This window comes from Streptomyces sp. NBC_00207, assembly GCF_045160965.1.
Taxonomy (GTDB): domain Bacteria; phylum Actinomycetota; class Actinomycetes; order Streptomycetales; family Streptomycetaceae; genus Streptomyces.
This window is the reverse complement of the sequence record NZ_CP130715.1, coordinates 3,154,815-3,168,476: the sequence shown is the minus strand read 5'-3', so window position 1 is coordinate 3,168,476 and position 13,662 is coordinate 3,154,815. Positions and strand designations below refer to the sequence as shown.

Annotated in this window: 15 protein-coding genes; 11 read left to right on the top strand and 4 right to left on the bottom strand. The window is 72.3% G+C overall.

Annotation, left to right across the window (positions count from 1 at the left end; genetic code table 11):
• Window positions 1–94 precede the first annotated feature (94 nt).
• The 3 genes from OG472_RS15070 (at window position 95) to OG472_RS15060 (ending at window position 3,364) form a co-directional block, all read left to right on the top strand.
• On the top strand, window positions 95–805 hold the full coding sequence (locus OG472_RS15070; protein WP_401602463.1) for a VIT family protein: 711 nt from the start codon (window positions 95–97) through the stop codon (window positions 803–805).
• Window positions 806–1,031: 226 nt separating this feature from the next.
• A complete protein-coding gene (locus tag OG472_RS15065; RefSeq protein ID WP_401601419.1) occupies window positions 1,032–1,919 on the top strand; it encodes a TIGR01777 family oxidoreductase in 888 nt (295 codons plus the stop codon).
• A 173-nt stretch (window positions 1,920–2,092) separates the two neighbouring features.
• A complete protein-coding gene (locus tag OG472_RS15060; protein WP_401601417.1) occupies window positions 2,093–3,364 on the top strand; it encodes an NAD(P)/FAD-dependent oxidoreductase in 1,272 nt (423 codons plus the stop codon).
• Window positions 3,365–3,470: 106 nt separating this feature from the next.
• Here the strand turns inward: OG472_RS15060 and OG472_RS15055 are convergent, their stop codons facing one another.
• Window positions 3,471–4,910 (bottom strand): regulator, encoded by a 1,440-nt coding sequence (locus OG472_RS15055; RefSeq protein ID WP_383572246.1) that lies wholly within the window; start codon window positions 4,908–4,910, stop codon window positions 3,471–3,473.
• A 173-nt stretch (window positions 4,911–5,083) separates the two neighbouring features.
• On the opposite strand from OG472_RS15055, the gene OG472_RS15050 reads away from it, so the two are divergent.
• The 5 genes from OG472_RS15050 to OG472_RS15030 all read left to right on the top strand — a co-directional run bounded on the left by OG472_RS15050 (window position 5,084) and on the right by OG472_RS15030 (window position 8,588).
• A complete protein-coding gene (locus OG472_RS15050) occupies window positions 5,084–5,404 on the top strand; it encodes a hypothetical protein (RefSeq protein ID WP_405829824.1) in 321 nt (106 codons plus the stop codon).
• A gap of 76 nt (window positions 5,405–5,480) precedes the next feature.
• Complete coding sequence (gene lipB / locus OG472_RS15045; protein ID WP_401601410.1) at window positions 5,481–6,281, top strand: lipoyl(octanoyl) transferase LipB; 801 nt, start codon at window positions 5,481–5,483, stop codon at window positions 6,279–6,281.
• 109 nt (window positions 6,282–6,390) lie between these two features.
• Window positions 6,391–7,344: a lipoyl synthase gene (lipA, locus tag OG472_RS15040; protein WP_401601408.1), complete on the top strand. Its 954-nt coding sequence runs from the start codon at window positions 6,391–6,393 to the stop codon at window positions 7,342–7,344.
• A gap of 337 nt (window positions 7,345–7,681) precedes the next feature.
• Window positions 7,682–7,879, top strand: a complete 198-nt coding sequence (locus OG472_RS15035; protein WP_383572333.1) for a hypothetical protein — start codon at window positions 7,682–7,684, stop codon at window positions 7,877–7,879.
• Window positions 7,880–7,889: 10 nt separating this feature from the next.
• Window positions 7,890–8,588, top strand: coding sequence for a DUF4191 domain-containing protein (locus OG472_RS15030; RefSeq protein WP_383572258.1), 699 nt, complete (start codon window positions 7,890–7,892; stop codon window positions 8,586–8,588).
• Between the two features lie 94 nt (window positions 8,589–8,682).
• Here the strand turns inward: OG472_RS15030 and OG472_RS15025 are convergent, their stop codons facing one another.
• On the bottom strand, window positions 8,683–9,150 hold the full coding sequence (locus OG472_RS15025; protein ID WP_405941532.1) for an RDD family protein: 468 nt from the start codon (window positions 9,148–9,150) through the stop codon (window positions 8,683–8,685).
• Window positions 9,151–9,334: 184 nt separating this feature from the next.
• Here OG472_RS15025 and glnA point away from each other — a divergent pair, with 184 nt between their 5' ends.
• Together glnA and OG472_RS15015 are read left to right on the top strand one after the other, a co-directional pair.
• Complete coding sequence (gene glnA, locus OG472_RS15020; protein WP_362400780.1) at window positions 9,335–10,744, top strand: type I glutamate--ammonia ligase; 1,410 nt, start codon at window positions 9,335–9,337, stop codon at window positions 10,742–10,744.
• A gap of 156 nt (window positions 10,745–10,900) precedes the next feature.
• The gene (locus tag OG472_RS15015) at window positions 10,901–11,425 is read left to right on the top strand and encodes a hypothetical protein (protein WP_401601404.1); all 525 of its coding nucleotides are present in this window, start codon (window positions 10,901–10,903) and stop codon (window positions 11,423–11,425) included.
• A gap of 112 nt (window positions 11,426–11,537) precedes the next feature.
• Here OG472_RS15015 and OG472_RS15010 read toward each other — a convergent pair whose 3' ends face one another.
• Window positions 11,538–12,191 carry a TetR family transcriptional regulator gene (locus tag OG472_RS15010; RefSeq protein ID WP_319725640.1) on the bottom strand — a complete coding sequence of 218 codons (654 nt, stop codon included), beginning with the start codon at window positions 12,189–12,191 and terminating at the stop codon, window positions 11,538–11,540.
• An 87-nt stretch (window positions 12,192–12,278) separates the two neighbouring features.
• Here OG472_RS15010 and OG472_RS15005 point away from each other — a divergent pair, with 87 nt between their 5' ends.
• On the top strand, window positions 12,279–13,049 hold the full coding sequence (locus tag OG472_RS15005) for an SDR family NAD(P)-dependent oxidoreductase (protein WP_405829816.1): 771 nt from the start codon (window positions 12,279–12,281) through the stop codon (window positions 13,047–13,049).
• Here OG472_RS15005 and OG472_RS15000 read toward each other — a convergent pair whose 3' ends face one another.
• The gene (locus OG472_RS15000; RefSeq protein WP_351295812.1) at window positions 13,050–13,568 is read right to left on the bottom strand and encodes a DUF4240 domain-containing protein; all 519 of its coding nucleotides are present in this window, start codon (window positions 13,566–13,568) and stop codon (window positions 13,050–13,052) included. It lies immediately after the preceding gene.
• Window positions 13,569–13,662: the final 94 nt, after the last annotated feature.

Here is a 13,662-nt window from a genome sequence, read left to right as displayed (position 1 = left end):
ACCGGCCCGCCGGGTGGCCTCGTACGGCCCCTGCCGCGAAAGTGGTGGCGTGACGGCAAACGAGGGCTCGGGGAAGCCGCCCAGCCGGGCGCACATCGAGGCACACGGCACCGGTGACGGCGCGCAGAGCGCGGAGATCAGTACGCGGCTCAACTGGCTGCGCGCGGGAGTGCTCGGCGCGAACGACGGGATCATCTCCACCGCGGGCCTCGTCGTCGGCGTGGCCGGCTCCACCACCTCCCGCTCAGCGATCCTGGCGGCGGGCGTCGCCGGGCTGCTGGCGGGCTCGCTTTCGATGGCGGCGGGGGAGTACGTGTCCGTCAGCTCGCAGCGGGATTCGGAACGGGCCGCGCTGGACCTGGAACGGCGGGAGCTGGCCGAGGAGCCGGAGGCGGAGCTCGACGAACTCACCGACCTGCTCGCCGCGCGGGGGCTGAGCCGGGGGGTGGCGCGGGAGGCGGCCGAGCAGCTGACGGAACGGGACGCGCTGCGGGCCCATGCCCGGGTGGAACTCGGGATCAACCCCGACGAGCTGGCCAACCCGTGGCACGCGGCCTTCGCCAGCCTCGTCGCCTTCACGGTGGGGGCGCTGCTCCCGCTGCTGGCGATCGTCCTGCCGGGGGCGTCGGCGCGGGTGCCGGTGACGGTGGTCGCGGTGCTGGCGGCGCTCACGCTCTGCGGGGTGATCAGCGCGCGGCTGGGCGGGGCCCCGCCGCTCCGCGCGGTCCTGCGGAACGTGGCCGGGGGCGCGCTGGCGATGGCCGTCACCTACGCGGTGGGCACCTGGCTCGGCACGACCGCCTGAACCGGGGCTCCGCCCGGCCCCGGGGCTCCGCCCCGGACCCTCCCCCCAGACTCCGTCCGGGGGGACCCCCACGCCTCAAACGCCGGCGAGGCTGGGTATTTCAGCCCCGCCGGCGTTTGAGGCGTGGGCGCGGAGCGCCGTGGGGTGGCGGGCGGAAGGGCACGCGCCGCGCCCGGGGGCGAACAGCACCGGGTCGGCGCGGCCACCCGCCAGGGAGAATGGCCGCATGCGTATCGCAGTCACCGGCGCGACCGGGCTCATCGGCAGTGCACTCGTGCGGTCCCTCCGGGCGGACGGGCACGAAGTGGTGCGGTTCGTACGGCGGGAGCCGGTGGGCGCGGACGAGGCGCGGTGGGATCCGGCGCGCGGCCACGTCGACCCCGCGGGCCTGGCCGGCTGCGGAGCCGTCGTGCACCTGGCCGGCGCCGGGATCGGCGACCACCGGTGGACGGCCGCGTACAAGAAGGAGATCCGCGACAGCCGGGTGCTCGGGACCGCCGCGATCGCCCGGGCCGTGGCCGCGCTCGACGAGCCGCCCGCCGTGCTCGTCAGCGGTTCCGCCGTCGGCTACTACGGGGACACCGGCGACCGGGTCGTGGACGAGGGCGCCCCCGCCGGGCAGGGATTCCTGCCCTCGGTCTGCGTGGAGTGGGAGGCGGCCGCCGCGCCCGCCCGGGACGCCGGGATCCGGACCGCCTTCGCCCGTACCGGCCTGGTCGTCGCCCGCGAGGGCGGGGCCTGGGGCCGGATGTTCCCCCTCTTCCGCGCCGGTCTCGGCGGCCGGCTCGGCAACGGCCGCCAGTACTGGTCGTACATCTCCCTCCGGGACGAGGTCGCGGCCCTGCGCCACATCATCGACACCCCCGGAGTCGAAGGCCCCGTCAACCTCACCGCCCCCGAGCCGCTGACCAACCGCCAGGTCACGGCGGCCATGGGCCGGGTGCTGCACCGGCCCACGCTGCTGCCCGTGCCGGCGCCGGCCCTGCGCATCGTGCTCGGGGAGCTCTCCGGGGACGTGCTGGGCAGTCAGCGGGCCCGCCCCGCCCGGCTGCTGGAGTCCGGATTCGTCTTCCGCGACCCCGGCATCGAGCAGGCCATCCGCGCAGCCCTCTGAGCGACGGGCCCGGCCACCCGCGGCGTGCGACCGCCGTGCGACCGTTCGTGACCCGGATGCGACCGTCGTGCGACCGGAGTTGACCGTAATACCCGGCCGAACTCGGGTTCCCGTGGAGCCGGTTGGGGGAAGGAGGATCCCCACACAGCCGCGCCGACCTCGGGGAGGGGCACGTGCTCAGCAGCGCACACCATGCCGCGCACCATGCGGACGTCGTCATCGTAGGAGCCGGAGTCTCAGGACTCGCGGCCGCGCAGCACCTGATCGCAGCGGGAGTCACGGTCACCGTCCTGGAGGCCGCGGACGACCCCGGCGGCCGGATGGCCACCGAGTCGGCCGACGGGTTCCGGCTGGACCGGATCGGCCAGCTGCTCAACACCTCGTACACGGAACTCGAACGCACCCCCGGCCTGCAGGCCCTGACCCTGCGCCCCTTCGTGCCCGGGGTCCTGGTCCACACCGACGGCAAACAGCTGCGGGCCGGGGCGCTCACCCCGGCCCGGGCCCTGGCCAGCGGCTCCCTCGACCAGGCCCGGCTCAGTGCCGCCCTCGGCCGGCTCGCCGCCCTGCCCGAGGACAAGCTGCTCGCCCGTCCCGAACGCACCGCGCACACCGCGCTGCGCTCGCGCGGGCTGCCGCCGCGCACCCTCAACGGGGTGCTCCGGCCCCTGCTCGCCGCCCTGCTCCGCGATCCGGCGCTCACCACCTCCAGCCGGGTCGCGGACCTCGCCCTGCGCGCCTTCGCCCGCGGCCGCCTCGCCGTGCCCGAGGGCGGCGCGGCGACCCTGCCCGACCTGCTCGCCGCCGCCCTGCCGCCCGGAACCGTCCGGACCGGGGTCCGGGTCCGGTCGGTGGCGACGAACCTGGTCACCACCGAGGAGCACGGCGACTTCAGCTGCCGCTCCGTCCTCCTCGCCACCGGCGCCCGCGCCGCCGCCGAGCTGCTGCCCGGCCTGCGCGTGCCCGCCTTCCACGAGGTCACCGTCCTGCACCACGCCACGGCCACACCCCTGCCCAGGGACGGCTCGCTGCTCCTGGACGGGGACCCCGACTGGCCCGTCTCGCACACCGCTGTGATGAGCGCGGTCGACCCGACGCGGGCCCCGGCCGGCCGGAGCCTGGTCACCACGACCGTGCTCGGGCCGCCGCCGCCCGTGCGCACGGTCGCCTCGCGCCTCGCCCGGCTCTACGACACCGCCACCCGGGAGTGGGAGCTGCTGGCCGTCCACCACACCCCGGAGGCCGTCCCCGCCATGCCCCCGCCCCACGACCTGCGACGCCCGGTACGGGTACTGGCCGGGCTGTACGTGTGCGGCGACCACCGCGACACCAACACCGTCCAGGGCGCCCTGCACTCGGCCCGCCGGGCCGCCGGCGCCCTCCTGCGCGACTTCGGCATCCCGCTCCCGGCCACCCCGGAGCCCGCACTTCCGGTGGCGGCCTGAGAACCACAGACGACCCAGGGGCCCGGCCCGCGTCCGCGGGACCGGGCCCCTGCCGTGCGTCCCCGGGGTGTCCCCGGGCTTCCCGGGCCGCGGCCCGGCCCGCTGCTCAGGACAGGGCCGCCACCCGGTCCCGGTAGGTGCGCACGGCCGATGCGTCCCGGTACGGCTCCAGCCGCCGCTCGAAGTCCCGTACGTACTCCACCGCGCGCACCGACCGCATCTCCGACGCCTGCTGCGCCGCCTCCGCGCCCAGCGCGCACGCCTGGTCCAGCTCGCCCAGCCCCAGCCGGGCCGTGGCCAGCACCACCCGGCAGAACAGCCGGGACCGCGCGTACCCCGGCGCCCTCAGCTGCAGGGACCGCTCCGCGTGCTGGGCCGACGCCCGGTACTGCTGGAGGTCCCGGTGGCAGTGCCCGAACTCGTCCGCGAGCTGCGCCTCGTCGTAGAACCGCGCCCAGTGCGGTACGTCGTCCCCGGGCCGGGCCGCGCCCAGCGCGCGCTCGGCCCGCACCAGTGAGGCCGTCGACGCCCGGACCTCGCCGAGCACGGCGTGCCCCCGCGCCTCCGCCGAGTGCAGCAGCGCCTGCACCACCGGCGGCGGGCCGGAGCCGACGCCCTGCTGGGCCACCCGGGCCAGCTGCACCGCCTCCCGGCCGTGGCCGAGGTAGACCGCCTGCCGGCTCATGGTGACCAGCACGTACGAGCCGTAGGGGCGGTCGGCGGCCGCCTGCGCGAGCCGCAGGGCCTGCACGAAGTACCGCTGGGCGAGCCCGTGCGCGGCGATGTCGTACGAGGTCCAGCCCGCGAGCCGGGTCAGATCGGCGGCGGCCGAGAACAGCCGCCGCCCGGTGGTCTCCCCGTAGGTGCCGCGGAGCATCGGCTCGGCCTCGTGTTCCAGGTAGCGCACCAGCGCCTGCCGGGCGTGCCCGCCGCCGTAGGCGTGGTCGAGGGTGCGGAACAGCTCGCTCACCGATCTCAGTGCGGCGATGTCCCCGCCCGTCACCCGCTGCCCGGGGCCCCGGTCGATCTGCCGCTGCCGGGGCACCGTGGCCCGGCCCTGCACCGGCACGCGGGCCGCCGCCTGGTCCGCGCCCCGGCCCACCCGCTCGTCGGGCCGCCCGATCAGCCAGTCCCGGCTCGGCACGACCAGCCCGGCCGGGGTGAAGGCGATCTTCCGCAGCTCGGCGTGCGAGCCGGAGTCCTTGCGCCACAGCCCGCTCGCGATGTCCACGGCCTCCTCCGGCGTGGCCGCGAACTCCAGCCCCGCGTACACGGGCGCGCAGGCGTCCAGCCCCAGGTCCTGCGCGGACAGCCGGCGACCCAGGCGCCGGGTGAAGACCTCGGCGATCAGCGCGGGGGTGGTCCCGCGCGGCTGCTGCCCGCGCAGCCACCGGGTCACGGAGGTCTTGTCGTACCGCAGATCGAGACCGTGTTCCAGCCCGAGCTGATCGACGCGGCGGGCGAGCCCGGCGTTGGAGAACCCGGCTTCCGCGATCAGCGCCGCGAGCTGCCGGTTGGGGACGCGCTGGGCAGGTCGTTCCGTCATCGGCTCCACGGTCTCCTGACGTGACGGACCGGGGTCCCGGCCCTGTGAACGGCGTGAATGTAGCGGCGAACTTCGCTCATGCCGCCCTCTCTGCCCCACATTCATCCGATCGTGTGCAGAATGCGTAGGGCTCTTTACGGACCGGCCCCCTCCGCCCGCATAGGCTGCGGGCCATGACCCCTCGGCCCCACGGGGCGCACCTCCCCGAGGAGCGAACCGAATCCACCGCACCGCTGCCCCCGCCCGAGCTGACCGAGGCGGAGTGCCGGCGCTGCGGCACCTACATCGCGGGGCTCGACGGCAGGTACGCGTGCGGGGTGTGCGGCTGGGTCAACGACCACTCGGAGGGGCACCGGCGGCTGCCGCGCGCGGACGAGGACCCGGACCGGCCGCCGAAGGGCCGGCGCCGGCCGAAGCAGCTGCCGTGGCCCCCGCCGGCGCCCGCCCCGGAGCTCGCGCCGGGGCCCGCCGCGGAGCCCGGCCCGGGGCCCTGAAGAGGCCCGCACGGGTCGCCGTACCCTTGCTCAGTGAAGTACGTGCACACAGCAGGTTCAATGAGGAGGCGCTGCGGTGGCTGAGCTTGGGTTTGTCCATCTGGGCTTCGGACCGGAATCCGTCGAGTACACCCGGGCCTGGGAAGAACAGCGCAGGGTGCACGCCGCCCGCTTCGCGGACGAGATCGAGGACACCTGCCTGCTGCTGGAGCACCTGCCGGTCTACACGGCGGGCCGGCGCACCGACCCCAGCGAGCGCCCGCTCGACGGCACGCCCGTCGTCGACGTGGACCGCGGCGGCAAGATCACCTGGCACGGCCCGGGCCAGCTGGTCGGATATCCGATCATGAAGCTGCCCCGCCCGGTCGACGTGGTCGCGCACGTCCGCCGCCTGGAGGAGGCGCTGATCCGCACCGCCGCCGAGTTCGGCGTGGAGACCACCCGGGTCGAGGGCCGCTCCGGCGTCTGGGTCCTGGGCGACCCCGTCGAGGAGCGCCCCACGATCGGCGGCCTCTCCCTCGACCTCGACCCCCGGCTGCACGACGAGGAGTTCGACGCGCGGCTGAACGGCCCCGAGTACGCCCCGTCCAACGCCGGCCAGCGCCGCGAGGACCGCAAGCTCGCCGCCATCGGCATCCGGGTCGCCAAGGGCGTCACCATGCACGGCTTCGCGATCAACGTGAACCCGGACAGCACCTGGTTCGACCGGATCATCCCCTGCGGGATCAGGGACGCCGGTGTGACCTCGCTCTCGTACGAACTGGGCCGGGAGATCACCATCGCCGAGGTGCTTCCCGTGGCCGAACGGCACCTGAAGGACGTACTGGAGCACGCGGAGCTGAGGCCCCGCGCGATAGAGCCGGCAGTGGGCTCCTAGCCCCTGGGAATGCGACCGACCCCTCGCAGGTTGGCCGACGTAAGAGCGTACGAAATTACGGGCGTACCCTGGTGGGCGCCCGAACAATCGAAGTCACAGGGAGCCGGTCGTGTCCGCAGTCGCACCCGACGGACGCAAGATGCTGCGCCTGGAGGTCCGTAACGCCCAGACCCCCATCGAGCGCAAGCCCGAGTGGATCAAGACCCGGGCGAAGATGGGTCCCGAGTACACCAAGATGCAGGCCCTGGTGAAGGGCGAAGGACTGCACACGGTGTGCCAGGAAGCCGGCTGTCCGAACATCTACGAATGCTGGGAGGACCGCGAGGCCACCTTCCTCATCGGTGGCGACCAGTGCACCCGGCGCTGTGACTTCTGCCAGATCGACACGGGCAAGCCCGAGGCCCTGGACCGGGACGAGCCGCGCCGTGTCGGCGAGTCCGTGGTCACCATGGACCTGAACTACGCCACCATCACCGGCGTCGCGCGCGACGACCTGGCCGACGGCGGCGCCTGGCTGTACGCGGAGACCGTGCGCCAGATCCACCAGCAGACGGCGGGCCGCGAGAGCGGGCACACCAAGGTCGAGCTGCTGGCCCCCGACTTCAACGCGGTCCCGGAGCTGCTGGAGGAGGTCTTCGCCTCCCGCCCCGAGGTCTTCGCGCACAACGTCGAGACCGTGCCCCGGATCTTCAAGCGGATCCGCCCCGGCTTCCGCTACGAGCGCTCGCTCGACGTGATCACCAAGGCCCGCGCGTACGGCCTCGTCACCAAGTCGAACCTGATCCTCGGCATGGGCGAGGAGCGCGAGGAGGTCTCGCAGGCCCTGAAGGACCTGCACGAGGCCGGCTGCGAGCTCATCACCATCACCCAGTACCTGCGGCCCTCGCCGCGGCACCACCCCGTCGAGCGCTGGGTGAAGCCGGCCGAGTTCGTCGAGCTGGCGAAGGAGGCCGAGGAGATCGGCTTCTCCGGCGTGATGTCGGGCCCGCTGGTCCGCTCGTCGTACCGGGCGGGGCGTCTCTACAACCAGGCGATGGAGAAGCGCAGCCGAGCAGGAGCGTAGGTTGCGGGTCCGCCCGAGGCACGAGGGCGGGCACGCGGCCGCAGCGGTTGCGAGGCGTAGCTCGACCGCAGGAACGAGAAGCGCGCCGCGAGCGTGTGAACTCGCGCACAAAAGCTTACTAGTCGGTAACAGCGCGTCGACGCGGCCCCTAGGCTCTTTTCAGGAAGAGCCCGGCGGGCCGCGTCAATGTTTCGTCACGTTTGACCGACAGGTCATGCGCTGGTAACACCAATCAGTGACGCTGGGTCCACGCACCGCACACACCGCAGTACGCACGTACCGCAGCACGCACGCTCCATGCACTGCCGACGCGAGTTCCGTGAAGGGGATCGACATCATGCAGGCCGCGCCCGTACGCGCCATCGCCATCCCGTCCCTCTCCGACGCCTTCCGGGGCGTCGAGTCCCTGCTGATGAGCGGGGCCCGCCGGAACGCCTGGACGGCGGTGCTCGAAGACCGCCGCAGGGCCAAGGACCGGGTCGAAACCGAACACGTACTTGAGGCCGCGGCTACCCGAACCCCGCAGGCCACGTAAACTTCGCTGTATGGCGAGGAAGTCAAACGCAGAGACTGCTGCGAACCCCGGGCGACTGAAGCAGATCGCCCTCACGTACAAGATGACGCGCAAGGCCGACCCGAAGGTCGGTCTGATCGTCGCGGGCGTGGGAATTGTCACCTTCGGTGTCCTTCTCGCATTCGGCTTCCTGATCGGGCACGAGCTCTACCTGGGCATCCTGGGCCTCCTCGTGGCGTTCCTCGCGATGGCGATCGTCTTCGGACGACGGGCCGAGCGAGCTGCCTTCGGGCAGATGGAGGGACAGCCGGGCGCGGCCGCGGCCGTACTGGACAACGTGGGCCGCGGCTGGACGACCACCCCGGCCGTCGCGATGACCCGGCAGCAGGACATCGTCCACCGGGCCGTCGGCAAGGCCGGTGTCGTGCTGATCGCCGAGGGCAACCCCAACCGCGTGAAGCCGCTGCTCGCGAACGAGAAGAAGAAGCTGGCCCGGATCATGCCGGACGTGCCGGTGCACGACTTCATCGTGGGTACGGGCGAGGGCGAGGTGCCGCTCAAGAAGGTGCGTACCACCCTGCTCAAGCTGCCGCGCGTGCTGGCCGGCCCGCAGATCACCGAGATCAACGACAAGCTGCGTGCCATGGGCGACCTCATGAGCAACATGCCGCTGCCGAAGGGTCCCATGCCCAAGGGCATGAAGATGCCGCGCGGCGGAAAGATGCGCTGACCCGCTCACCTGATTTTCGTATACGACACAGGGGCGCCCCCGAGCCGGTCGGCTCGGGGGCGCCCCTGTGTCACGTGCGTGATGGGCGCTGCCGCTAGATGCGGACCTGGACGGCGCGCGCCAGCCGGTCGTGGAGGCCGCGGCCGTCGCGGTCCCAGATCAGCGCCGGGATGACCAGGGCCAGCAGCAGCGTGCGCAGGAGCACCCGGAGGACGCCGAGGCGGCCGCCGTTCTCCGAGATCACCCGGAGGCCGAGGATCCGCTTACCGGGGGTGAAGCCCACGGTGCCGATCGTCAGGACGCTCAGGGCCAGGAAGAGCCAGAGGGTCCAGTTGCCCGCAGCGGCCAGGTCGCCGCCCGTGATCAGCCCGTACGCAATGAGCTGGCAGGCGATCCAGTCGATCGCGACGGCGCCGAGCCGGCGCCCGAAACGTGCCACCGAGCCGGGTCCCTGCTGGGGCAGGCCCAGCCGCTGACCCGGATAGCCGAAGTCGACGCCCATCTCTTCGGCGGCCGCACGGGGGCCGGAGAGCCAGGATCCGATTGCCTGTCTGTTGTCCACCCGACCACGGTACCGGTGGCGTCGCACGGCACTCGGGCGGGACCCTGGTTAACTTGTGCGAAACAAATGGGTCATGCTTGAGAAATCCCTTGTGCTTATGGTCGGGTCAGCGTGCGGCACCGCACTGACGCACCACGAGCTATAAAGCCCGCCCTGCCCCGGGGCCGGGAGTAGGAGGAGTTGGATGTTCCAGAACGCCGACGAAGTGAAGCAGTACATCGAGGAGAACGACGTCAAGTTCGTTGACGTCCGCTTCTGCGACCTGCCTGGTGTGATGCAGCACTTCACCATCCCGGCGCGGGCGTTCGACCCGGCGGAGGAGCTCGCCTTCGACGGCTCCTCGATCCGCGGCTTCCAGGCGATCCACGAGTCCGACATGGCGCTGCGCGCCGACATCACCACCGCGCGCCTGGACCCGTTCCGCAAGGACAAGACGCTCAACATCAACTTCTTCATCCACGACCCGATCACGGGTGAGGCCTACAGCCGCGACCCGCGCAACATCGCGAAGAAGGCCGAGGCGTACCTCGCCTCCACCGGCATCGCCGACACCGCGTTCTTCGGCCCCGAGGCCGAGTTCTACGTGTTCGACAGCGTGCGCTTCGCGACCTCCGCGAACGAGGGCTTCTACCACATCGACTCCGAGGCCGGCGCGTGGAACACGGGCTCCGAGGAGAACAACCGTGGTTACAAGGTCCGCTACAAGGGTGGTTACTTCCCCGTAGCCCCGGTCGACCACTTCGCCGACCTGCGTGCCGAGATCTCCCTCGAGCTGGACGCCCAGGGCCTCCAGGTCGAGCGTCAGCACCACGAGGTCGGCACCGGCGGCCAGGCCGAGATCAACTACAAGTTCAACACGCTGCTCGCCGCGGCCGACGACCTGATGCTCTTCAAGTACGTCGTGAAGAACGTCGCCTGGCGCAACGGCAAGACCGCGACCTTCATGCCGAAGCCGATCTTCGGTGACAACGGCTCGGGCATGCACGTGCACCAGTCGCTGTGGGCGAACGGCGACCCGCTGTTCTACGACGAGGCCGGCTACGCGGGCCTGTCGGACACCGCCCGCTACTACATCGGCGGCATCCTCAAGCACGCCCCGTCGCTGCTGGCGTTCACCAACCCGACGGTGAACTCCTACCACCGCCTGGTGCCGGGCTTCGAGGCGCCGGTCAACATGGTGTACTCGCAGCGCAACCGCTCCGCCGCCATGCGCATCCCGATCACGGGCTCGAACCCGAAGGCCAAGCGCGTCGAGTTCCGCGCGCCGGACCCGTCCTCGAACCCGTACCTCGCCTTCTCGGCGCTGCTCCTCGCGGGCCTCGACGGCATCAAGAACAAGATCGAGCCGATGGAGCCGATCGACAAGGACCTCTACGAGCTCTCGCCCGACGAGCACGCGAGCGTCCCGCAGGTCCCGACCAGCCTCGAGGACGTCCTCAAGGCCCTGGAAGCCGACCACGAGTACCTCCTGGCCGGCGGTGTCTTCACCCCGGACCTGATCGAGACGTGGATCGACTACAAGCGCACGCACGAGATCGCCCCGATCGCGCAGCGTCCGCACCCGCACGAGTTCGAGCTGTACTTCGACCTCTAGGCCGCGATCGCTCGGATCGAGCATCATGCCTGATGGGAGGCCCCCCGCCACTCTCCACGGAGAGCGGCGGGGGGCCTTTCCCTTTGACAGGGCAGCAGGGGCGGGCGAGGGTGGAATAACCTAAATGCCGTATAAGCGAGACACGTACGGAGGTGCATGAAGATGCGCCGAAGGATCGTTGCAGCATGCCTGGCGGGGGCGGCCGGAGCCGCGATCGGCCTGATGCCGGTCGGCAGCGCGTCGGCCAGCACCGTCACCGCGTCGGCCGGCGCTGTCACGGGGGGCGGCAGCTGGAGGTGCTCGGACAACAACTGGCGCGACTGGCGCTGGGACGAATGCTGCAACCGGGACTGGCGTGACCGTCCGAGCTGGTGCTGGGACGACGGCGGAGTCGGCGGCAACGGCGGACGTCACTACTGGAACAACTGGAACGACTCGAACTGGCGTGACTCGAACTGGAACGACTCCGGTCGCGGCGGCAACGGTGACTGGGGCTGGAACCACGACGACTGGGGCGGCGGTCGAGGCGGCGACGGCGGTCGCGGTGGCGACGGAGGCTGGGGCGGCGTACGCGGCGGCGACGGTGGGAACGGCGGCGACGGCGGCAACGGCGGCTGGAGCGGTGGTCGCGGAGGCGACGGCGGCAACGGCGGCGGCAGCGGCTGGGGCGGCGGTCACTGAGACCGGCCGGGACGCGCGGCACGCCTGAGGACGCACAGCACGCACAGCACGCGCAGTGCGCGTACGACACGTAGGACCGCGGGTCCGGGCCGATGCCCCTGCCGCGCTGAACTCAGCGCAGCAGGGGCATCGCGCCGGTGAGGTCGCGCAGGCACCGGACCGCGAGTTCGGCGGGGGAGCCGGGGCCCGAGACCGGTGCGTCGGTGGTCGACCACAGCTCCAGTGCGACGCGGATCGCGTCCGTGGCCGCCGCGGCGAGCAGGCGGACCTCCAGCGGATCGGCGTCCGGTCCGGCCAGTCGGGCAATGACCGGGACCAGGTGCTCCTCGGAGTCCTGGTTCACGCGATACCAGACGGCCCGCAGGGCCTGGTCCCCCGCCGCCGCGCGCAGCAGGCCCCGGGTCACCTCCAGGCCCTCCTCGACCGCCTGCATTTCGCTCAGTGACCGGGTGACGGCGCGCTCCAGCGCCTCGGCGAGGGGCGTGCCGGGGTCCTCCTCGGCGAGCAGCGCGCGCCAGGCGTCACCGCCGCCCGCGAGCAGCGGTGCCACCGCCTCCTGCTTGTTGCGGAAGTAGCGGTAGAACGTGCGCAGTGCCACCCCGGCGCGGTGGGCGATGTCCTCGGCGGTGGTGCCGTCGGGGCCGTGTTCGGCGAAGAGTTCGCAGGCCGCGCGAGCGATGTCGAGCTGGGTGGCGGCCTTGCGGCGCTCGGTCAGCGACTGGGCTCCGGGGCCGGCCTGGGGGGAGTACGGGCGAGGGGATCTCACGGGGTGAAGCGTACCTGCCGCGCATCCCGGCAGTGGCATTTTCTGACAGCATGGCAAAACGTGCCACTCCTTCGGTACGCTCGCGCCATGAACCGTTACGAAGGACGTCGCGTCCTCATCACCGGCGGCGGCTCCGGCATCGGCCGGGCCACCGTCCACCGCATCCTCGCCGAGGGCGGCCGGGTCCACACCGTGGACGTCAGCGAGGCCGGCCTGAAGGCCACCGCCGACCGCGCGGCCGCCGAGGGCCACCAGGACCGGCTCACCACCGCCGTCCTCGACATATCCGACGAGAACGCGGTCAAGGAGGGCGTGGCCGCCGCGACGCTCGCCCTCGGCGGGATCGACGTGCTCGTCAACGCCGCGGGCATCCTGCGCTCCGCGCACACCCACCAGACCACGCTCGACCTCTGGAACCAGGTCATCGGGGTCAACCTGACCGGCACCTTCCTGATGATCCGCGAGTCGCTGCCGGCCCTGCTGGCGGGCGACCGGCCGGCCGTCGTGAACTTCAGCTCCACCTCGGCGTCCTTCGCGCACCCCTACATGTCCGCCTACGCGGCCAGCAAGGGCGGCATCCAGTCCATGACCCACGCGCTGGCCGCCGAGTACAGCAAGCAGGGCCTGCGCTTCGTCTCCGTCGCGCCCGGCTCCATCGAGTCCGGCATGACCACCGGCAACGGCCCGGGCCTGCCCGAGGACACCGACTGGAGCCTGTTCGCCAAGCTCGCCCCGGCCCTCGGCCAGGGCTTCGCCGGTCCCGACACCGTGGCCGGCGTCGTCGCGATGCTGGGCTCCGAGGACGGCGCCTTCATCACCGGTACGGAGATCCGCATCGACGGCGGCACCCACTACTGATCAAGCGCGGAACCGGTCCCACAGCCGGGGGAAGCGCTCCGCGAGCACGGCTTCGTTCTCGAAGTCCAGCGGGGCGCCCTCCGGCTCCGCCGCCTGCAGGGGGACGCCCAGGTCGGGTGCCACCGCCCCGGTCAGCTGCTCGTACGCCTCGTCGGCCGCGTACCCCAGCTCCTCGCCGTCCCCGTCGATCTCCTCGTCGAACTCGCCCAGGAGCTCCGCGAGATGGTCCGGATCGTGCACGCCGCCCTCGAAGACCTCGCGGCCCTGCCCGATCAGCCAGCAGCGGAAGTAGTCGAAGGCGTCGTCGCTCGCCCCGTCGAGCAGCACCCAGGCCGCACCCCACAGGTCCCAGGTGTACGCCCGGTTGTAGCGCGACTCGAAGTGACGGGCGAAGTCGAGGACGGAATCCGGGTCGAGCTGGGCCAGCCGCTCCACGAGCAGCTCGGCGTGTTCCTCGGGGTCGCCGTCGGCGGCCTCGCGGGTACGGTCCACGATCTCCCAGAACTCCGTCTCGTCCATCACGGTCCCAGCATCACGGGTCGACCCCCGCACCGCCACCGCGCATACGGCCAACGGCCGGTTGTCCCACCTTCTCGGCCGTACACCGGGGACC

Coding starts and splice junctions, on each gene's coding strand:
- OG472_RS15065 (WP_401601419.1), top strand. CDS start 1,032: ATGCGTATCGCAGTCACCGGCGCGACCGGGCTCATCGGCAGTGCACTC.
- OG472_RS15055 (WP_383572246.1), bottom strand. CDS start 4,910: ATGACGGAACGACCTGCCCAGCGCGTCCCCAACCGGCAGCTCGCGGCG.
- OG472_RS15050 (WP_405829824.1), top strand. CDS start 5,084: ATGACCCCTCGGCCCCACGGGGCGCACCTCCCCGAGGAGCGAACCGAA.
- OG472_RS15035 (WP_383572333.1), top strand. CDS start 7,682: ATGCAGGCCGCGCCCGTACGCGCCATCGCCATCCCGTCCCTCTCCGAC.
- OG472_RS15030 (WP_383572258.1), top strand. CDS start 7,890: ATGGCGAGGAAGTCAAACGCAGAGACTGCTGCGAACCCCGGGCGACTG.
- glnA (WP_362400780.1), top strand. CDS start 9,335: ATGTTCCAGAACGCCGACGAAGTGAAGCAGTACATCGAGGAGAACGAC.
- OG472_RS15015 (WP_401601404.1), top strand. CDS start 10,901: ATGAAGATGCGCCGAAGGATCGTTGCAGCATGCCTGGCGGGGGCGGCC.
- OG472_RS15005 (WP_405829816.1), top strand. CDS start 12,279: ATGAACCGTTACGAAGGACGTCGCGTCCTCATCACCGGCGGCGGCTCC.
- OG472_RS15000 (WP_351295812.1), bottom strand. CDS start 13,568: ATGGACGAGACGGAGTTCTGGGAGATCGTGGACCGTACCCGCGAGGCC.